At 59.5% G+C, this 19,268-nt stretch carries 21 protein-coding genes; 11 read left to right on the top strand and 10 right to left on the bottom strand.

The window, feature by feature from the left end; genetic code table 11:
* Positions 1-190 precede the first annotated feature (190 nt).
* Complete coding sequence (locus ASD46_RS24885; RefSeq protein WP_003513963.1) at positions 191-466, top strand: DUF1153 domain-containing protein; 276 nt, start codon at positions 191-193, stop codon at positions 464-466.
* A gap of 220 nt (positions 467-686) precedes the next feature.
* Positions 687-968, top strand: coding sequence for a GNAT family N-acetyltransferase (locus ASD46_RS24880; protein ID WP_003513965.1), 282 nt, complete (start codon positions 687-689; stop codon positions 966-968).
* Positions 969-1,178: 210 nt separating this feature from the next.
* Here ASD46_RS24880 and ASD46_RS24875 read toward each other — a convergent pair whose 3' ends face one another.
* Both ASD46_RS24875 and ASD46_RS24870 read right to left on the bottom strand, forming a co-directional pair.
* Entirely contained in the window at positions 1,179-1,382 is a 204-nt protein-coding gene (locus ASD46_RS24875) for a DUF1059 domain-containing protein (protein ID WP_003513967.1), read from the bottom strand.
* A 312-nt stretch (positions 1,383-1,694) separates the two neighbouring features.
* Entirely contained in the window at positions 1,695-2,045 is a 351-nt protein-coding gene (locus tag ASD46_RS24870; protein WP_013636730.1) for a flagellar export protein FliJ, read from the bottom strand.
* A 481-nt stretch (positions 2,046-2,526) separates the two neighbouring features.
* Between ASD46_RS24870 and ctrA the strand changes: the two genes are divergently transcribed.
* Positions 2,527-3,231 carry a response regulator transcription factor CtrA gene (gene ctrA / locus ASD46_RS24865; RefSeq protein WP_003491823.1) on the top strand — a complete coding sequence of 235 codons (705 nt, stop codon included), beginning with the start codon at positions 2,527-2,529 and terminating at the stop codon, positions 3,229-3,231.
* A gap of 82 nt (positions 3,232-3,313) precedes the next feature.
* Positions 3,314-3,829, top strand: a complete 516-nt coding sequence (locus tag ASD46_RS24860; protein ID WP_060642914.1) for a GNAT family N-acetyltransferase — start codon at positions 3,314-3,316, stop codon at positions 3,827-3,829.
* A 50-nt stretch (positions 3,830-3,879) separates the two neighbouring features.
* Here the strand turns inward: ASD46_RS24860 and ASD46_RS24855 are convergent, their stop codons facing one another.
* The 3 genes from ASD46_RS24855 to chpT all read right to left on the bottom strand — a co-directional run bounded on the left by ASD46_RS24855 (position 3,880) and on the right by chpT (position 6,310).
* On the bottom strand, positions 3,880-4,926 hold the full coding sequence (locus ASD46_RS24855; RefSeq protein ID WP_025594347.1) for an alpha/beta hydrolase family protein: 1,047 nt from the start codon (positions 4,924-4,926) through the stop codon (positions 3,880-3,882).
* Positions 4,927-5,048: 122 nt separating this feature from the next.
* Entirely contained in the window at positions 5,049-5,576 is a 528-nt protein-coding gene (locus ASD46_RS24850) for a GNAT family N-acetyltransferase (RefSeq protein ID WP_013636733.1), read from the bottom strand.
* Between the two features lie 86 nt (positions 5,577-5,662).
* Positions 5,663-6,310, bottom strand: a complete 648-nt coding sequence (chpT, locus tag ASD46_RS24845) for a histidine phosphotransferase ChpT (RefSeq protein ID WP_003513974.1) — start codon at positions 6,308-6,310, stop codon at positions 5,663-5,665.
* 250 nt (positions 6,311-6,560) lie between these two features.
* Between chpT and ASD46_RS24840 the strand changes: the two genes are divergently transcribed.
* Together ASD46_RS24840 and ASD46_RS24835 are read left to right on the top strand one after the other, a co-directional pair.
* Entirely contained in the window at positions 6,561-7,157 is a 597-nt protein-coding gene (locus ASD46_RS24840) for a DUF1134 domain-containing protein (RefSeq protein ID WP_003513975.1), read from the top strand.
* A 143-nt stretch (positions 7,158-7,300) separates the two neighbouring features.
* Positions 7,301-8,500 carry a hypothetical protein gene (locus ASD46_RS24835; RefSeq protein ID WP_035198712.1) on the top strand — a complete coding sequence of 400 codons (1,200 nt, stop codon included), beginning with the start codon at positions 7,301-7,303 and terminating at the stop codon, positions 8,498-8,500.
* Positions 8,501-8,713: 213 nt separating this feature from the next.
* Here ASD46_RS24835 and ASD46_RS24830 read toward each other — a convergent pair whose 3' ends face one another.
* Together ASD46_RS24830 and ASD46_RS24825 are read right to left on the bottom strand one after the other, a co-directional pair.
* Positions 8,714-9,586 (bottom strand): TrmH family RNA methyltransferase, encoded by an 873-nt coding sequence (locus tag ASD46_RS24830; protein ID WP_025594351.1) that lies wholly within the window; start codon positions 9,584-9,586, stop codon positions 8,714-8,716.
* Positions 9,576-9,968: a hypothetical protein gene (locus ASD46_RS24825; protein WP_003513978.1), complete on the bottom strand. Its 393-nt coding sequence runs from the start codon at positions 9,966-9,968 to the stop codon at positions 9,576-9,578. Before ASD46_RS24825 ends, ASD46_RS24830 begins: the two co-directional genes overlap by 11 nt.
* Before the next feature lie 38 nt (positions 9,969-10,006).
* On the opposite strand from ASD46_RS24825, the gene ASD46_RS24820 reads away from it, so the two are divergent.
* The 4 genes from ASD46_RS24820 to rpoH all read left to right on the top strand — a co-directional run bounded on the left by ASD46_RS24820 (position 10,007) and on the right by rpoH (position 13,206).
* Positions 10,007-11,029 carry an RluA family pseudouridine synthase gene (locus tag ASD46_RS24820; protein WP_003513979.1) on the top strand — a complete coding sequence of 341 codons (1,023 nt, stop codon included), beginning with the start codon at positions 10,007-10,009 and terminating at the stop codon, positions 11,027-11,029.
* A 2-nt stretch (positions 11,030-11,031) separates the two neighbouring features.
* Positions 11,032-11,280, top strand: coding sequence for a hypothetical protein (locus ASD46_RS24815; RefSeq protein WP_019565095.1), 249 nt, complete (start codon positions 11,032-11,034; stop codon positions 11,278-11,280).
* Between the two features lie 33 nt (positions 11,281-11,313).
* A complete protein-coding gene (locus ASD46_RS24810; protein ID WP_025594353.1) occupies positions 11,314-12,138 on the top strand; it encodes a class I SAM-dependent methyltransferase in 825 nt (274 codons plus the stop codon).
* A gap of 165 nt (positions 12,139-12,303) precedes the next feature.
* Positions 12,304-13,206 carry an RNA polymerase sigma factor RpoH gene (gene rpoH / locus ASD46_RS24805; RefSeq protein WP_003491840.1) on the top strand — a complete coding sequence of 301 codons (903 nt, stop codon included), beginning with the start codon at positions 12,304-12,306 and terminating at the stop codon, positions 13,204-13,206.
* Positions 13,207-13,458: 252 nt separating this feature from the next.
* Here the strand turns inward: rpoH and ASD46_RS24800 are convergent, their stop codons facing one another.
* Together ASD46_RS24800 and ASD46_RS24795 are read right to left on the bottom strand one after the other, a co-directional pair.
* Positions 13,459-15,762: a hypothetical protein gene (locus ASD46_RS24800; protein WP_025594355.1), complete on the bottom strand. Its 2,304-nt coding sequence runs from the start codon at positions 15,760-15,762 to the stop codon at positions 13,459-13,461.
* Positions 15,763-15,832: 70 nt separating this feature from the next.
* Entirely contained in the window at positions 15,833-17,131 is a 1,299-nt protein-coding gene (locus ASD46_RS24795; protein WP_003513983.1) for an adenylosuccinate synthase, read from the bottom strand.
* A gap of 239 nt (positions 17,132-17,370) precedes the next feature.
* Between ASD46_RS24795 and ASD46_RS24790 the strand changes: the two genes are divergently transcribed.
* Entirely contained in the window at positions 17,371-18,258 is an 888-nt protein-coding gene (locus ASD46_RS24790) for a DMT family transporter (protein ID WP_025594357.1), read from the top strand.
* Positions 18,259-18,311: 53 nt separating this feature from the next.
* On the opposite strand, the gene ASD46_RS24785 is transcribed toward ASD46_RS24790, so the two are convergent.
* A complete protein-coding gene (locus tag ASD46_RS24785) occupies positions 18,312-18,845 on the bottom strand; it encodes a transglutaminase-like cysteine peptidase (RefSeq protein ID WP_013636741.1) in 534 nt (177 codons plus the stop codon).
* Positions 18,846-19,268: the final 423 nt, after the last annotated feature.

Raw genomic sequence — 19,268 nt, 5'->3', positions numbered from 1 at the left:
GAAAACAACCGATGGACGATAAAAAACACGATTTTTGGAAAAATTTTTTCCCGACAAAATAAGGCGACTCGAACAGATCGGGCGAAACCGTTCAAATTCTTAATAAATTGTCACGAACTGCTTAGGCAATTTTTAAAGGTACGGGGCTAAAGTTCCCGTCATATGGTCTTGAGTTTGTATAGAGTGTCCAATGACCGAAATGATACGCCCACGAGTTAAATATGTCATCGGCCCCGATGGCAGCCCTCTGACGATTGCGGATCTTCCGCCGTCAAATACCCGTCGATGGGTTATTCGCAGAAAGGCAGAGGTCGTCGCCGCCGTGCGCGGAGGACTTCTGAGCCTTGAGGAAGCCTGCGAGCGTTATACGCTCACCGTCGAAGAATTCCTGTCCTGGCAGTCGTCGATTGCCGATCATGGCCTTGCCGGCCTGCGCACGACGCGCATTCAGCAATATCGCCACTAAACCAGTGCGCCGGCGCGGCAACGCGCCCAAACCGAACTTCCAAAACGCCCCGTCGCATCGACGGGGCTTTCGGTTTGATTTTGGATTTCCCCTGAAAATTGCCAGACACAGCCGGTGACTGTCACCGGTTTGTGTCCACTGCGTTCGCTATCCCGCTGTTTCAATTCAGGCGCAGGCCGTTACAGTGGAAAAAACGAAAAGCAATGCGAAGGCAGAGATCATGGATATCAAGACAACCGAAACCGGATCGCGCGGCGAATATTCGGCAACCATCGACGGCCACAAGGCCGAGATGACCTATTCGCGCACCTCCCCTTCCCTCATCATCATCGACCATACCGGCGTGCCCGATGCACTGCGGGGCAAGGGTGTCGGCCAGGCGCTCGCCGCCCATGCCATCGATGAAGCGCGCAAGGGCGGCTGGAAAATCATTCCGCTCTGCCCCTTCTTCAAGGCTCAGACGCTACGCCACCCTGACTGGGCAGATGTTATCAAGGGGTAACCAGCCAGACGGGCTGAGGCTCGGGACAAAACCTCAAGTTTGTTTTTTAGCGAAAGCGGAGCCCACACGCTCCGTCACCCCGGCCAAGAGCCGGGGTCCAGCCAGCTCAAATCCTTGAGCTTAAGGCAATCTTCCGCCGCGCAGACGCTCGTCGGCTGGATGCCGGATCAGGCCCGGCATGTCGACGGATAGGTTTCAGGCTGCCAGCAATCACGCCACCTTCAGCGGCGGTGTTCCTGCATGTATGCTCCTTCGAACTTCGGCCCGAAATTCCGGCGTATCCTCGGCGCCATGCACTGCCACGGCATGTTGAACCGCCGCTTCCATGAGCTCCTCCGGCGTATCGGCTGAGATGGCGATCGAGCATTTGCTGTCGCTCGGGAATTCGCGGCAATCGATATATTGGCGGGCCATTTGTTTCCTCCCCGCTTCTGGCCCACCCGCGTCCGCGCAGGGCGCGCGTGGGACAAGCCTCCGGCTCTTGGTCGGAACTTCACCAAATTACGCCTTTCCCCGGCCCCGGACAATCGAAAACGCAGGGATTCCCTGCGTCCCTGCCCCGCAAGAAACCAGCAGGGCAAGGCGCTGCGGTGCGCCAAAGCAAAAGGCCGCCAACGAGAGGCGGCCTTCCAGAAAAAAGCATGGGCATCCCGTCATTGAAAGCCGCCTCCTGATCCACCGGCAGCCGTCAATGAGGACGATCCATATATGATCTTGCGCCAATACCTAGGCGCGGGCGCGGATCGCTCCGTCGCGGTTTTCCAGTGCCGCCGCCTTTTCATATTCGGCCTGCACCTCTTCCAGAGAAGCCTCTGCGGCTTCCTGCTGGGTCTTCAGCTCCCGGATCGAGACCTGAAGATTGTCCGCACGCTGACGCGCGGCCTTGGCGAAGGTCGGATATGCGAAGTGGGTCGGATCGGTAATGCCGGACTTGCTCTCTTCCAGCGATATCTGATGCACCAGTTCCTTTGCCATCCGCTCAAACTCGGACATCATCTGCTGCAACTGGCTAAGTTGCCGGCGTTTTTCATTAACCTGAAATTCTTTCAGGCGAACCAGGCTGTCACGCGACTTCATACGCAATACTCCATGGATAGCGAGACCCGGATCAAAAAGGCACTATGCCCCCTCGATCGGCCCGTTTAACCCGCCCGCTCAACCGGCCCGGTTAACCCGTTGTGCCGGAATGATTCCCAAAAGTTACCCGGCGTTAATAAAAAAACGCCGCCGTTAACCTTTCGTTTACGGGCATCGTTAATGATAAACACGATCATTTAAGGGTCGGTAAATGCCAGGTCCAAAAAAACGGGCCCGACGATGTAAGAGTCGATTGAATCACTTAGCGAGATATCCTCACGTTAAGCTTCAATTTTGGCGATGGTGGATTCACGTGCAAAAACAGCGAAATGCCAACTTTGCTTAATAAATTCGATACACCTTGCCAAAGGCAATTAGAATTTGTTAACCATTTGGTGGCAGCCTGCAAATCAGGCAACGTCTGGATCCGCATCGCGCGAGGCAATGATTTACCAATCTGCGGGCGGCAAAGGGGATAATTATGCGGGTTCTACTTATTGAAGACGACAGCGCAACAGCGCAGAGCATCGAACTGATGCTCAAGTCGGAAAGTTTTAACGTCTACACGACCGACCTCGGCGAGGAAGGCGTGGACCTCGGTAAACTCTACGATTACGACATTATTCTTCTCGATCTCAACCTGCCCGACATGTCGGGTTACGAGGTCTTGAGAACCTTGCGCCTTTCCAAGGTCAAGACACCCATCCTCATCCTCTCCGGCATGGCCGGCATCGAAGATAAGGTTCGTGGTCTCGGCTTCGGCGCAGACGACTACATGACGAAGCCGTTCCACAAGGACGAGCTTGTTGCCCGTATTCACGCAATCGTCCGCCGTTCCAAGGGCCATGCGCAATCGGTCATCTCCACCGGCGAGCTGATCGTCAATCTCGATGCCAAGACGGTTGAAGTGGGCGGCCAGCGCGTTCACCTGACCGGCAAGGAATATCAGATGCTTGAGCTGCTTTCGCTGCGCAAGGGCACGACGCTGACTAAGGAAATGTTCCTGAACCACCTTTATGGCGGCATGGACGAACCGGAACTGAAGATCATCGACGTCTTCATCTGCAAGCTGCGCAAGAAGCTCGCAAATGCCGCAGGCGGCGCAAACTACATCGAAACCGTCTGGGGCCGCGGTTATGTCCTGCGCGAGCCTGATGGAGCCACGGAATTTCTCGAAACCGCCTGATCCCCTTCAGGATATGGCAGTTTTTAAAAGACCCGCTGGCGACAGCGGGTTTTTTGTTGCGATTTCATGATTGGATAGTGCCATGGACCATTCTATCCCCACCCTCAGAACGGAACGCCTGATTTTGCGCCCGCAGATCATGGCGGATTTCCCCGCCTATCGCGACTTTATGGCGTCAACTCGCTCCATCGGCGTCGGCGGACCATATGACCTGCCGTCAACCTGGGGCGTTTTTTGTCATGATCTCGCCAACTGGCATTTTTTCGGCCACGGGGCGCTGATGATCGAACTTGGCAAAACCGGGCAATGTATCGGCCAGGTCGGCATCAATCACGGCCCGCTATTTCCCGAAAAGGAACTGGGCTGGCTGCTTTATGGCGGCCAGGAAGGCCACGGTTATGCTGCGGAAGCGGCCTCTCCACTGCGCGACTGGGCATTCGAGACCCTGAAATTGCAGACGCTCGTCAGCTATGTCTCGCCGCGCAACAGCAAATCCGCAGCAGTTGCACAGCGCCTCGGCGGTGTTATCGACCCATCGGCACCACGGTCTGATCCCGAAGACCTTGCCTATCGGTATCATCCGCAAAAAGTGACCTGAAGGATCGGGACGTCGCGCAACGGTTCATCGAGACGTCCCGAACACCTGTCTTAATGCATTTCCACGTTCAGGAAGCCGACAATCGCCTCCGCGATCTGCCGGTGGATTGCCAGGCGGTCCCTGCCCCCGCCGTCACGGCAGACGAAACCTTCCCCCGGCGAAAGCTCCTCGACGATTTTTTCGCCGTTTGGCTTGCATGTCTGCATGAAGCTGAAATGGCTGGCATCCGGTATTTCGCGATAAACCGTGGTCGCCTTTGGCAGATTGCGGGCGATATATTCCGAATCAGCCTTGAGGGCGGCAATCTCGGGCGTTTCCACACCGGCGGCCAGAACCAGAACCGGTACATCGACACGTTTCAGTGTTTCCGGCAGGAAACCGGCAGCCGGGCCAGCGTCCAGCGCAATCACCGCGCGGATTCGAGCATCGCGCAAATCCATCGAAAGGCGTGGATCGGCCTTGCCGCCGTTAACGATTCCGACCTTGGCCAGCAACCGTGGTGCCTTGCATTGCGGCAGAACCTTCTCCGCATTGCAGTCTTTTAGCGCGAGATCGGCGCTGTAGCGGGCGCCAGTCAGCTCCATGGCGGTCCAGCCTCCGAGAGAATGGCCGATGACCGCGATGCGTGCCCTGTCTATTTTGCCAGCCAGTTGATCGTTATTGAGCAACGCCGTCAACGTTCTGCTGATGTCGCGCGGGCGTTCCCATAACGGCACGATCTCCATCGCATTCTCTTCAGTGAATGATTCGCCCGCGTGATCCGGCGCGGCCACGATATAACCCTGCTGAACAAGCTCACCGGCGATCCAGTTCAGATTGCGCCAGCTTCCGCCAAATCCGTGTGACAGCAACACCAGAGGACGGGAACCGGCCAGAAACGACGCATCAGGTTGAACCTCGAGACCATAAAAAGCAGCGTTTTCGCCCACCGTCTCAGTTTTTCCTGATGGTGCGGACGGATACCACAATGACAGGTTCAGCAGTCGCGTGCCCGAATCATCGGGCAATTCCAGCTGTCTGAAACCAATAGCGTTCTCCGCCATCACGGGCGCAGCGGTGGAGAGGATGGCGATGGCGACCACAAGAAAATAGCGCATGTGAAGCTCCAAAAATTGATCTTGGATCAACCCTTGGTTCAAACCGCCACCGTCCGAGACCTCGAACAGGTTTCAGGACGCCCTGAAACGCGATCGAGACGGCACGGTGGGAATGCGCAGTACTAAACCCCCACCACCCGCTCGAAAAGCCGGATGGGATTGCCCCGGAATGTCGAATCGCGAAACAGGCGGAAGCCGAAACGGGCGGCGATGACGAGCGAGGGGGTGTTGAGTGGATCAATCATGCAGACGGTCCGCTGCGAAATTCCGCTGCGATCAAACCACCCTGTTGCCGCCGCCACCGCCTCGGTCGCGACGCCCTTGCCGTTCAGATCAGCATCGATTTTCCACATCGCTTCTGGCACGCCATCGAAATCGGTACCGTTTCCACGGCGCATATGGGCAAAGCCCACCTCGCCGACGATACGCCCGGAGCTTGCCTCCTCCACGACAAAGGGACCGAAGCCGAAGACCGACCAATGGCCGATGAAGCGCAAAAGACGGGCAAAGGCGATTTCGGGGTCCAGCGGCGTAATCGATGTGACCCCTTCGATGGGCCGGACATCCGCGCTCCAGAACGCACAATAAAGCGCTTCATCCGTGATGGCGTGCGGCCGCAGGACGAGGCGCGCGGTTGTCAGACGTGTCATGAACCTCTTCCCCAAAAGCAAAAAAGGCCGGCGCGTCGGAAAACGCTAACCGGCCCTTTCGCAAAACTACCTCTGCAACTGAACGATCACGCGGCAACCGTCTTTGCGGTAAACACGATGCGATCCTCATGCACCTTGTATTCCACGGCCATATCGGCCTCCTCCGCCAGAAGCAGCGTGTAATAGGGCTGCACGGAATGGGCGTCGACCGCCTCTTCCAGCCTGCCTTCGTAGATCTCGGCGAATTTGGCCGGAATGCGCATCATCTTGCCCTTGACGGTGATTTCGAATTTCGCGTCACCCTCAGGGTCTTCCAGCACCACATCCACATTACCCCCGCGCGGGATCGCGCTGTAGGACACGAGAAAGAGGTTGAGCAAAAGTTTGACACGATTTTTCGCGACGATGGCGCGCGGGCCGTTCCAGGTCACTTCGGCCTTCTTTTCGGCGGCAGCGAAATCCTTGGCGGCTTTTTCAGCCTCGCCGGTATCGATCGAAGCGCCAGCGGAGCCGGACGCGCCGAAAGCAAGGCGGGCGAACTTCAGCCGCACGGATGCGTTAAGAGCGGATGTGCGGATGAGATCCAGCGCATCGTCATCGGTGCCGCCCTCGTCCAGCAATTCGAGGCCGTTATTGATGGCGCCGACAGGAGAGATCACGTCATGGCACACACGACTGCACAGAAGAGCTGCCAGATCGGGACCGGACAGCGTGATATTGAGTTTGCTCGTCATAAAATTCTCTCCTGCGCAAGGGAGGCGCGGACGGTGTGGAAATTGTTAAGCCATAATGACACCATATTTGGTAAACCGATTGTTAATAGGATGGTTTCAAAATGCCAAATGCCTTAACAGGCCACCCTGGAGCGCCCTGCGTCCGTTCGGACGTATAAAGGATGCTCTGGAACTTTGAATCTTCGCATGGGCCCTGCCGAAAATCGATTCGGATTTTCGGGCTGATGCACCAACGAACAGACGGACGGACATGACGATGCGCCTTACGAAAACCCGCACCATTGCACGCCTCGGACTGGGAAAGATTTTTGCGCTCCTTGCCAGCCTTTTGATGTGGGCCGCACCGGCCTCGGCCCAGAACAGCGATCAATATTCTTTTCAGGAAGTCGTGGATGCAGGCCACGGATTCTTCGGTGAAACCACCGGCGGCCTCGCCAAGGTGGTGGAACGCGCCTTCCAGCAATACGGTCTTCCGAACGGTTATATTCTGGGGCAGGAAGGCTCCGGCGCTTTCGTCGCGGGCCTCACCTATGGCGAAGGCACGCTTTATACCAAGAATGCCGGCCAGCATCCCGTCTTCTGGCAAGGCCCCTCGCTCGGCCTCGATTACGGCGGCCAGGGCACCCGCGCCATGATGCTGGTCTACAACCTGCCTTCGGTCGATTCGCTTTATCGCCGTTACGGCGGCGTCAGCGGCTCGGCCTTCATCGTCGCCGGCGTCGGCATGACCTATCTGAAAAGCAGCGACGTCACGCTGGCACCCATTCGCACCGGCATCGGCGCGCGCCTCGGCATCAATGTCGGCTACCTGAAGCTTACCCAGGAACCGACCTGGAACCCCTTCTGACGCTGAGATGGGGAGGCACTCTTGCGGCTCCCCGCGCAATTGCCTTGGCGATACCCCTCCCAACGGTTGCAATAATAGCGTAACGTGCTCTCGCGCTCCTCTTTCCGAATGCGCGCGTATCTGAGTTTCGGAGACTGTCTCGCGTGATTGAATATGCCATTCTTTTCGGATTGGGTTTTCTCACCGCAACCCTGCTGGCCTTGCTGATCGCGCCCGCGATCCATCGCCGCATCGTTGCCTATACGGAAAACCGGCTGCGCGCGACAATGCCCATCAGCCCCCAGGAAGTTCGCGCCCAGAAGGACATGGCACGCGCGCTCTATGCCGCCGAAAACGCCAAGGTTCGTCAGGAACTGGACACCGAACGGGAAAAGAACACCTCGCTCCGCCTCGCCAACGAGGCAGCATCCAGCGATGCCTATCGCCTCGGCGAGCAGAACCGCGGCCTTTTGCTGAAAATCGAGGAATTGACGCTGGAAATCGGCGAATTGCGAGGCGCACTCGACGCCAGCGAGGAACGCGCGGGCGCAATACAGGCAAACCTTCTGGAGCAGGAACAGGCCGCAAATGCGCGTGCCGGCCAGATGTCTGAGATCACCGCTCGCCTCACCAATCTGACCCGCGAGCTGGATGATTCGAAAATCCTCGCCGCCACCCGCGATCTGGAGGCCGAGCAGGCAAAACAGACCGCCTCGCGTTTCCGCAAGGAGGGCGAAACGGCGACCCGCGAATTGCAGGATGTCGCTGCCCGCAACAAGGAGGCCATGACAGCGGTTGCGCGCGAAAGCCGCAAGGTCACCCGGCTGGAAGAACAGATCGCCAGTGTCATGGCAAAAAATGCCGATCTCGACACAATGCTCACCCTGCGCAATCAGGAGGTTGCCCGCCTGAAGGAACAGCTTGCCGCAACCGGCGGCCGCGCCGACGACATGATCATCCGTCTGCCCAACCCCGCCGTACTGAACGGGGAAACCGCAAGCCAGCAGCAGAAGGCGCCCGTCCTGCCCGAAATCGCGCCCGTGGTCGCGGCAGACATTCTACCGGTCTCAACCGCCATGGAACCGGCAGTGCCGCCGCCGGAAGGTCTGGAGCAGGAGATCGAGGATATCCGCAATCAGGGAACGGCACTCACCGAACGCCTGCTGAATGTGCGCGGCACCGGCAACGACGAACCGATCCGTCGCGAAATCGCCCGCATCGCCGCCCAGATGATCGCGCTCACCGCAGCGCAGGAGGGCGAGAAATCGCCGATCCCGGGGCTGCTTGCGAAGGCCAGCGCCTCGACCGGCCGTGAGAGCCTTGCGAAGCGGGCGAGTGTGTTGATGGAGAAGCGGAAGGGTTGATATTCCCTTCGGTGGGTGTGGTTTACCCCCCTCTGTCCTGCCGGACATCTCCCCCCCAAGGAGGGAGATCGGCAAGAAGCTTTACGTCACTTCATTCGCAAACATCGAGATGGCCGAGACCTAGCCTCAGGTCGATCTCCCCCCTTGTGGGGGAGATGTCCGGCAGGACAGAGGGGGGTGAGCGGCATTCGTCACGAGTAACATCGCGAAGACCTAAACCCGCCCTATCGCCCCCGCCATCTGATAAAGCGCCAGCCCCGAAGCCGTCCCCGCATTCAAACTGTCCAATTGCGGCGACTGCGCAATCCGGGCGGTATGGAACCGAGACAATACCGATTGCGGCAACCCCTCACCTTCCGTGCCGATGACCAGCGCCATGCGCTCCGAACGTGGAATATCGCGAATCTCGGTCTCGCCATTCGGCGAAAGGCTCCAGATCGCAAAACCGGCCTGCGAAAGCCGCTCCAGCATCTGCACCGCACCACCGCCGCGATGATAGGGAACCGAGAGAACGGAACCGACGGACACCCGGAGCGCCTTGCGATAGAGCGGATCGCATGAAGTCTCGTCCAGAAACACCGCATCGGCATAAAAGGCCGCGGCGTTGCGGAACATCGCACCCAGATTGTCGTGGTTGGAAATGCCGCAGCCCACCAGCACCAGCGACGAGGCGGGAAGCGCGTCCGTCAACCCGTCCAGCGTAATGTCACGCACCCGGCGGCCGAGCGCCAGAATGCCGCGATGCAGGTGAAAACCGACAATGCCATCCAGCACCGGCGCTTCCGCCACATAGACCGGCACATCGGGCGGAAAATCGGCTAGGATATCCGCGACGCCGGAAAGCCGGTTCTTGAGGATGAGAATGCTTTCCGCCGCAAAGGCACCACCCGCCTTGTGAGCGGCGGCCAGCATGCGCAACACAACCGTGCCTTCCGCGATGAAACGGCCCTGGCGACCGGTGAGATCACGCTCGCGAATATCGCGAAAGGCGGCAATGCGCGGATCGGCCGGGTCTTCGACCGGGATCAAAGCTCGACCGTCCAGGAGCGCATGCGCGCCCGCCGGATCAATATCCTCACTGGGCATCGACCGTCACATCGGCGAGAAACCGGCCGGCCGCGACGTTGAAGACAAGCGCCTTGCGGGTGCCGTTTGCAAGCTTGCCGTAAAACAGCATGTCACCGCCGGAATAGCTGACATTGTCGATTGTAAAGCCCTGCGGCAGGCTGGCGGTCACGGCAAGCGGTCCGTTGCCGGTGGGAACCGCCAGATTTTGCGGTACGCTCTGCGTTACAACGGTTTTCGATGGTCCTACCGCCTTGTAGACAACCGCGCCGAACACAGCCATAAGGCTGATGAACATCACGGAGCCCGACACGATCTGCAAACGGATCATCTTGCGGCGAACTTTATCCATGGCCGGATCAAGCGGCTTGTCTTCCTGTTCGTCTTGCTCGATGTGCGTCATCGGGTTCCCTAGAATGCTGATTGATCGGAAAAATAAGAATGAACGACCCCTTTAAACAAGGCGGAGACGCAAGGAAAGTCCTGATTGCCGGCGAAGACGCCGAAGGCCGCATCGATGTGTGGCTGGCGGGCGAAGTTGGCGGCGATCTGTCGCGCAGCCGCCTGAAAGCCCTGATCGAGCAGGGTGCCGTTTTATTGAACGGCACGCCGGTGACCGAGCCGAAAAAGAAGGTGCACCCGCACGACCGCGTCGAGATCGTCATGCCGGAGCCGGAAGACCCCGAACCCAAGGGCGAGGATATCCCGCTCGATGTGGAATATGAGGACGACGACCTGATCGTGCTCGTCAAACCCGCCGGTCTCGTCGTGCATCCCGGCGCCGGCAACTGGACCGGAACACTGGTCAACGCCCTCATCTATCATTGCGGCGACAGCCTCTCCGGCATTGGCGGCGTGAAGCGCCCCGGCATCGTGCATCGGCTGGACAAGGAAACCTCCGGCGTCATGGTCGTGGCGAAAAACGACAATGCACACCGCCATCTCGCCGCGCAATTTGCCGATCACGGCCGCACCGGCCCGCTGGAACGCGCCTACAAGGCCGTCGTCTGGGGCCGACCGCGCACGCTGCGCGGCACCATTGACGCCGCACTCGGCCGCGGCGCCGATCGCACCAAACGCGCCGTCAAGCGCGAGGACACGGACGATGCCCGCGAGGCGATCACCCATTACGAGGTTATGGAACGTTTCCATGAAAAGGCGGATGCGTCCTGCCTCGCCTCGATGGTGGAGTGCCGCCTGGAAACCGGCCGCACCCATCAGATCCGCGTGCACATGGCCCATATCGGCCATCCGCTGATCGGCGACCCCGAATATGGCGCGGCCTTCCGCACCAAGGCGAACCTGCTTGAGGAACCGGCGAGAAGCACCGTCAACCGCTTTCCGCGACAGGCGCTGCATGCCTATCTCCTGGCCTTCGAACACCCCCGCACCGGCGAGGTGATGGAATTCGAAACAGACATGCCTGATGATATGGAAGAACTGCTCATCGCCCTGCGGAGCTGAAAATGCCGCACGGCGAGGTCAAAAAAACCACGCCGTGCATCTTGCCGGAAGCCACGGAAAATAAAAAGAGATTAGCGGATAGCGATATTCCCCACATGGTCTTTCTTGTAGACCGCCCCAATTCCGCTTCAATCGTCGCACCTCTTCGAACCCCGGAAAGCTTGAAATCGTCACCGCGAATGCCGTGGCCGGACCTCGGGCTTGCCGAAAGACAGACGTTGCAAGGAACGCCGTTTTATCCGCAGAGCTGAACGGAACCGGCATGACGACGGGATCTATCGCGCATGAACACCGATGAACGCCAGTTTATCTTTCAGGGATTACGAAGCGTCGAAGGCTATATCGACCCACCCGACGCGCTTGTCTTCAAGGCGCTGCTGCAGGCGCAGACAAGGGACGGCCTGAAGGGCGGCATGGCGGAGATCGGCGTCTATTATGGCCGCTCCTATTTTCTGCTGCGCAAATTCGCGCAGCCGCAGGAAAAGGTTCTGGGCGTCGACCTGTTCGAACTCGACCCACCCTCGGACGGAAGCCTCGACCAATATGACCGCCTGATGGAAAACGGCAGGCGGTTGGGTTTTGCGATGGATGAGGACTTGATCATCAAGGGCGACAGCACCCGGCTCGCACCCACCGATATTACGTCGCGGACTGGTCCCGTCAGGTTCTTCAGCATCGACGGCGGGCACCACCTGCACCATGTGCTGGCGGACGCGAAACTGGCGCTGGAGGTGATCGCCCCGCACGGCGTCATCGTCTTCGACGATACCTTCAACCCCGCATGGCCGGAAGTGACCGTTGGCGTCGCCGATTTTCTGCGCACCCACGGCCACAGCCTCGCCTGCTTCGCCATGACGAAATACAAGACCTATGTCTGCCGCCGCGAATTTCACGCTGTCTACGCGGACGCGATTGCCTCTGGCCCCGACTTGCAGACACTCGATCATGTCGAAACGGAGTTTCTCGGCTCCCGGGTCGTTCGCCTGCATAACCCCACCCGCCGGCGGGTAATGTATGAGCTGATGGTGCGCTCTGGTCTCGGTGGTTTTTCGGAACGAATTTACCGCTCGAAAGTTAAACAGGTCAAAGAAGGTGTCGCCGGGACATAACGCATGTGTGAACGCTGTGTTCGCTTGAAACGCGGCGGGTGCATACATATTTGTTACGTGGGTTCGTGCGGGGTCGGTAACGACCCGCCACTAGCGGTGTGCCTTGGGCGAGTAATCGCCAATCGATGAGGGTGCCGTTCCAGACCATAGATAAGGGGGTGCTTTATGGCCCGCAATAGTTTGCCTACAATTACGGCCGGCGAAGCCGGTCTCAATAGATATCTCGACGAAATCCGTAAATTCCCGATGCTGGAGCCGCAGGAAGAGTACATGCTTGGCAAGCGTTACGCCGAGCATGGCGACCGCGACGCCGCTCACAAGCTCGTCACCAGCCACCTGCGCCTTGTTGCCAAGATTGCCATGGGTTACCGCGGTTACGGCCTGCCGATTGGCGAAGTCGTGTCCGAAGGCAATGTCGGCCTGATGCAGGCGGTGAAGAAGTTTGATCCGGAACGCGGTTTCCGTCTGGCCACCTACGCCATGTGGTGGATCAAGGCTTCGATCCAGGAATATATCCTGCGCTCGTGGTCGCTGGTGAAGATGGGTACGACTGCCAACCAGAAACGGCTGTTCTTCAACCTGCGCCGGCTGAAAGGCCGTATCCAGGCGATCGACGATGGCGATCTGAAGCCGGAACACGTCAAGGAAATCGCCACCAAGCTGCAGGTTTCCGAGGAAGAAGTTATCTCGATGAACCGCCGCCTGCATGGCGACGCATCGCTGAATGCGCCCATCAAGGCATCCGAAGGCGAATCCGGCCAATGGCAGGACTGGCTGGTGGACGACCATGAAAGCCAGGAAGCCGTGCTGATCGAGCAGGACGAGCTGGAAACCCGCCGCCGCATGCTGGCCAAGGCCATGGGCGTGCTGAACGATCGAGAACGCCGCATCTTCGAGGCCCGCCGCCTTGCCGAAGATCCGGTGACGCTGGAAGAACTCTCATCCGAGTTCGATATCAGCCGCGAACGCGTGCGCCAGATCGAGGTTCGCGCCTTCGAGAAGGTTCAGGAAGCGGTGCAGAAGGAAGCCCTCGAAGCCGCCCGCGCATTGCGCGTGGTGGATGCGTAAGGCTCGGTCTTTTTAAGAGGGTGGGGTTGAACTTATCGGCTACGTCATCCTCGGGCCTGTCCCGAGGATGACGTCGGAGTAATTGGCCCGACTGCCATCCCATCTCACTCCCCTTGGTGTCCGGCGTGACGAGAGAGTGAGATTCGTTGCCAGTAAATTTCTAAGCCCGCAGATCGCGAGATCTGCGGGCTTTTTATTTGCAAGACATAAGGAAGAAATGAGGGGACCGGCTTTAGCCGATCCCCAAGATCATCACTGACCGGTAGCGGGCTTTGCAGCCGCCCATTCGCGCAGCGCCGTGTCGAAGGCGGCGATGCCGTCATTGCCCTTTTGCAAGGTCAGAAGCGCACGGCGGCCGTTGCGGTAGGAAACCGGGATGTCGATCCAGTTGCGGCTCTTCAGCAGCTCCAGATTGGTCTTCATCGCATCCGGGAAGTCGTTAAGCGCGATCATGTGGAAATCGTCGGTGATCTTGGCCGGAACCGCGATCAGGGCGTTACCACGATCCTGCTCCGTGCTCTTCATCGCGATACGCTGGACGCTGTCGATCGCGCCGCCTTCGAAGCCGGGCGAAACCGAGAAGACGATCTCGATCAGATGGCTTGCCGGAAGCGAAGGATCGGTGTTGCGCTTGAAGGTGATGAGCGCGCTGAGGCCACGGCCGGGAACCGTGATCTGGCCCTGCACCGTTGCGGACGGACGACCCTCATTGTCGTTTTCCTGCTGCAAGGACCAGGAAACGCTGCCCTGAATGGCGGTCGGAACCGTCTGGCCCAGCACTTCCTCGTAGAGGAACATGCGGTCGCCCGTGGCGGCAGCGGCCGCAGCAGGCGGCTGTGCCGGCGGCGTACCAGCCGGAGTACCCGCAGCCGTATTGGCCGGAGCGTCGCCTGCAGGCGGCGGCGCAACATTCTGCTCATAGACCGACTGGCCTTCCGCCGTGACGGGCTGGCCATTGGCGCCCGGCGCCGGCCCCTCGTCGCGCTCGGTCCCGTCGGCCAGAAGCCGCTGGGTGAACTTCGTGCCGGTGACGGATCCGTCATCGGCATGCGGCTGCGCCTGATGGTTGGTCGGGCTTGTCGTCGGCTGCTGCCCGCTGGCGGGCGGCTGCTGGGCAGCTGGCGGTGTGGATGTCTGCGTCTGCGCCGTATTGGCTGGAGGCGTCTGGGTGCCGCCATCCTTCTGTGCCGATTGCACCAGGCCACCGACCATGTCGTTCAGCGCATCACGGTTCAACCAGAGCGCATAACCACCACCGGCAAGAAGCCCGGCGCCCACAAGCGCAAGTACCAGCGAGGCATAATTCCGGCGCGGCTTCTTCTTGACCATGTAAGCGGGCGTCGCGGCACCAGCACCGAGAGCGGGCATTTCGTTCGTCGTTGCCCGGCTGGAAGACGATGCGCCGTCATAACCGATCAGCTCGTCCAGATCGTCCCAGGGCGTGCGCTCCTTGTTGTCCTTGGAGGCACGGTCATCGAAGGGATCGTTATCGGCGCGCGGCAACGCAGGCGTGGCCTTCGGCGGGATCGCGAGATCCGTGTCCTCGAAATAGGACGAGAAGTCCTCGACGACAGCAGCCTTTTTCGGGGCCGTGTCTTCGGTCTGCCGGGGTTCGGAAAAATCGTCGTGCCCGCCAAAAATCGGATCGTGATCGGCAGCAGCGCGGTAACCGGCATGCTCGTTCCCGTCGCGCCGCTCCGGCTCGAAGCTGACATCAGGGGCCTGATAGTGCTGCGCGGAATAACCGGCGACGACGGAATGGTCGTCCCTCTCGTGGCCCACTTCGGCCTCGGCAGCCGGGCGAACATCCTCGTCCTGCGCTTCTTCGAGCTTGCGCCAGTCATCCTCGTCAACCGGCTGCGCCCAATGGGGCGGCACGGAATCATCGGCATGGGGGGCCGCCGCTTCAGGCGCGACATCATCAACGCGCTCGTCCTCCGGCTGATAGGCCGGCTCTTCATGCGCGCGGGTGAAATAGGTACCGGCTTCCTCGTAAGGACCGGCTTCATGAACCGGCGCGACACGGGCCGGTTCGGGTGCGTCGTAAAGCTCCTCCGGCTCTCGCGCGCCGTAATGCTGCTCCTCATGCGGGATTAAAGCGGCGACGGGTTCCTCGGGGAGAGGCTCCTCTTCGCGGGCCGGTTCTTCATAAACCGGCTCTGGCTGGACAGGATAAACCGGCTCCGAATGTGCGGGCACAACCGGAGCAGGCTCTTCCTCCACCGGCTCGTACCGCTCGGCGGCATGAACGGCAGGCTCTTCGGCAACGTCCTGCGGATGATAGACAGCATCCACCTCTTCCGCCACGGGGGAGAAAGCATCATCCTCCTCCAGTGCCGGCAAGGCCTCGGCATATTCACTGTCCACCTCGGCTATGGCGGCGTCCAGCTTGGCGATCTGCCGGCGCAACAATTCTTCCGGCGGACGTGGCTTCATATTCTCGAGCTGGCGCACAACCGCACTGCGCGCCTTGTCGTAAACCTTCGCCCGGTTTTCGGGAGTATTGTTCGCCAAGCCATCCACGGCCTTGCGAATGACTGCTACAAAATCCGCCATAAGCACTTTCTCGTCGTGACCGGCGACGTACCGGCCCGATATGGTTTATGAATCTAGATCGCCGAGGACATTAGTCCTCAAACGGATCAGTCACAAGTATGGTGTCGTCACGCTCCGGACTTGTCGACAGAAGCGCGACAGGCGCCCCGATCAGTTCTTCCACCTGACGGACATATTTAATTGCCTGAGCAGGCAAATCCGCCCATTTTCGGGCGCCGACGGTAGATTCTTTCCAGCCTTCCAGCGTGACATAGATCGGCTCGACACGAGCCTGCGCACCCTGGCTTGCGGGAAGATGATCGATTTCCTGCCCGTCGAGCTTGTAGCCGACGCAGATTTTCAGCTCGTCCAGACCGTCGAGAACGTCAAGCTTGGTGAGCGCGATGCCGGTGATGCCGTTGGTGGCGACTGACTGGCGCACCAGCGCTGCGTCAAACCAGCCACAACGACGCTTGCGGCCGGTGACAGTGCCGAACTCATGGCCCTTTTCGCCCAGGAACTGGCCGATTTCGTCATGCAGCTCGGTCGGGAAAGGACCTTCGCCAACGCGGGTCGTATAGGCCTTGGTGATGCCGAGAATATAACCCAGCGAACCCGGACCCATGCCCGAACCGGCAGCGGCCTGACCGGCAACCGTGTTGGAAGAGGTGACATAAGGGTATGTGCCGTGGTCGATATCGAGCAGCGAGCCCTGCGCGCCTTCGAACAGGATGCGCGCACCGGCGCGGCGCTTCTTGTCGAGCAGCAGCCATACGGTTTCGCTGAACGGCAGGATGCGTTCTGCAACCGAGCTCAACTCTTCCATGATGGTTTCATGCGAAACTTCAGCAGCGCCGAAGCCGCGACGCAGCGCATTGTGATGCGTCAGGATGCGATCGACCTTGGCGGACAGCGCCTCCATGTCGGCCAGATCCATTACGCGGATGGCGCGGCGGCCGACCTTGTCTTCGTAGGCCGGGCCGATGCCGCGGCGCGTGGTGCCGATCTTGGTGCCGCTGTTGGAGGCAGCGTCTTCGCGCATGCCATCAAGTTCGCGGTGCAGGGAAAGAATGAGCGTGGCATTGTCTGCAATGCGCAGGTTTTCCGGCGTGACCTTTACGCCCTGCACTTCCAGACGGCCGATTTCAGCGATCAGCGCATGCGGATCGACCACGACGCCGTTGCCGATGACGGCGAGCTTGCCCGGACGCACGACGCCGGAAGGAAGAAGCGAAAGCTTGTAGCTGATGCCATCGATGACAAGAGTATGGCCGGCATTGTGGCCGCCCTGATACCGCACGACGACATCTGCCCGCTCGGACAGCCAGTCGACAATCTTGCCTTTGCCTTCGTCGCCCCACTGCGAGCCGACCACCACAACATTCGTCATTTCTTGCTTTCCTGCTCATGGCGCTTGCGCGCCCGATAACCCGATGGGAAACCCAAACCCGCGAATGTATACTGCGTTGTTTTACGGAAAGCGACCCTGTTTCTTATGGTGAATTTTGCTTTTTCCGTGACAAAACGTCGAATTCCGCATTATCTCGCCCCGTGGGGGGACAAGCGCGGACACAAGGCCGCTCTTCACCCCTTAGCCTTTTCCCGCCCTTGAAGAAGCGAAACATCAGCGTGCCTTCGAAAGCCTATCTCGCCCTCATCATCGCCACGCTCTGCTGGGGTGGCAATACCGTTGCCGGAAAGCTCGCCGTCGGCCACATCAGCCCCATGGCGTTTACCTTCCTGCGCTGGGTTTTGGCCGTCGCCATCATCTTCGCCATTTCCGTGCCGCAGCTCATCAAGGACTGGCCGGTGGTGAAAAAACGCCTGCCTTACTTCTTCGTGCTCGGCAGTATCGGTTACACCGCCTTTAACGTCTTTCTTTATACCGCGCTTCAGCACACCTCCGCCATCAATGCCGCCGTCATCCAGGCCGGCATTCCCATGGTCATATTCGTGCTGAACTTCATCCTGTTCCGCACCCGTGTGCTGTTCGGCCAGATCGCCGGTTTCTGTCTTACCATTGCCGGCGTGGCGCTTCTCGCCTCGCATGGCGATCCGGTCTCGCTGCTGCAACTGGAGATGAATGCCGGCGACGCCATCATGCTGCTGGCGGTGCTGGTCTATGCCATCTACACCGTCATCCTGCGCTGGAAACCAATCGTGGACTGGCGCACGCTGATGGCGATCCCAGCCTTTTTCGCCCTCCTAACCTCAGTCCCGCTGGTCTTTTGGGAAATCTCACGCGACAACGTCGTCTGGCCCGATCAGAAGGGTTGGGTGCTGGTGGTCTATGCCGCCATCTTCGCGTCGCTCATCGCCCAGATTCTGTACATCAAGGGCGTGGAGCAGATCGGCGCCAACCGCGCCGGTCTTTTCATCAACCTCGTCCCCGTCTTCGGCACGCTTCTCTCCGTCATCGTCCTCAGCGAAACCCTGCATCCCTACCAGATCGCGGCGCTGGTGATGGCGCTGGCCGGCATTGCCGTGGCGGAACGAAAAAAATCGCCGGCTTCCTGATCCCGTAAGGGTCTGGAAAACCGGCGCAGTCTGGCAGGCATGAAAAGTTCGGGTTAGAGCGCGGTTTCGCGCTCAACCGGAGAGAAAGCGGCGTTGCCGAGCACGATATCGCCCTTGTCTGTGGTGACAACAAGCACCTTTTCGAGCGATCCGTCATCATCAAGCAAAAAGGCAAGGCGCAGTGCTGCGGAAGACCAGCCGGCACCGGCCAGTGCCGTGCGCTTGATCGCGGCACAATCGCCACAATCATTGGCGCTTACCGAAGGCGTTGCCGGAACATCGGCTGAAAAGCCGGAGAAATAATCATCGAGTGCGCCCATGGTGGCGTTCACATCGCGGTTGACGCGCAGCAGTTCATCGCGGCGTTCGCCGGTCAGCGGCGCGGCAATCGTCGAAACGCATTGGCCGGCGGACAGAACGCAGCCATCAAAACCGCCGGGCGCCGAAATACCGATCTGTGTTACGGCGCTCTTTTCGGCTGCGGCAAAGCTGCGGGCGAAACCGGCGGCACCAGCCGCATCGGCATGAGTGGACATGGAAGCAATGGCAATTCCGCAGATGGCGGCAGCAATAATCTTCTTCAGCATTTTCATACCCCGTTTGACGATCCGCCGGCTTCTGCCGGTCTCGATTTCTGTTTTCCGCAGCGGCCCCGTCCTTGCAGGTTGTCCGCTCCTTGTCTGTGATCCCACAATGGCACAGCACTGTTTTCAGCCGCTTTAAGCCGATTGCTACAATTTTATCGGTTTTCATTTTTGTACAGCGGGCAGGCTCTCCGGAAACATAGCCCGCGCCCGTCGCCCCGAAACCGAGGCAACGCTTAGAAGCGATAAAGGGGCCGCATCGCTGCGGGAGTATCAAATAGTGTAGTAGGGTTTTGCAGACGATGCGGCCCCGGCTTCAACATGTGACCCGCCCGCCAAACCGGTTCCTGTTTGGAGGATGAGCACATGCCGGCCGCCTCAACCGTGACATCGGGAAACTCCCCGGTTTTGGCCGCCTGCCCCGCC

This window comes from Rhizobium sp. Root491, from assembly GCF_001427205.1.
Lineage (GTDB): Bacteria > Pseudomonadota > Alphaproteobacteria > Rhizobiales > Rhizobiaceae > Agrobacterium > Agrobacterium tumefaciens.
This window is presented reverse-complemented; position numbering and strand designations above follow the sequence as displayed.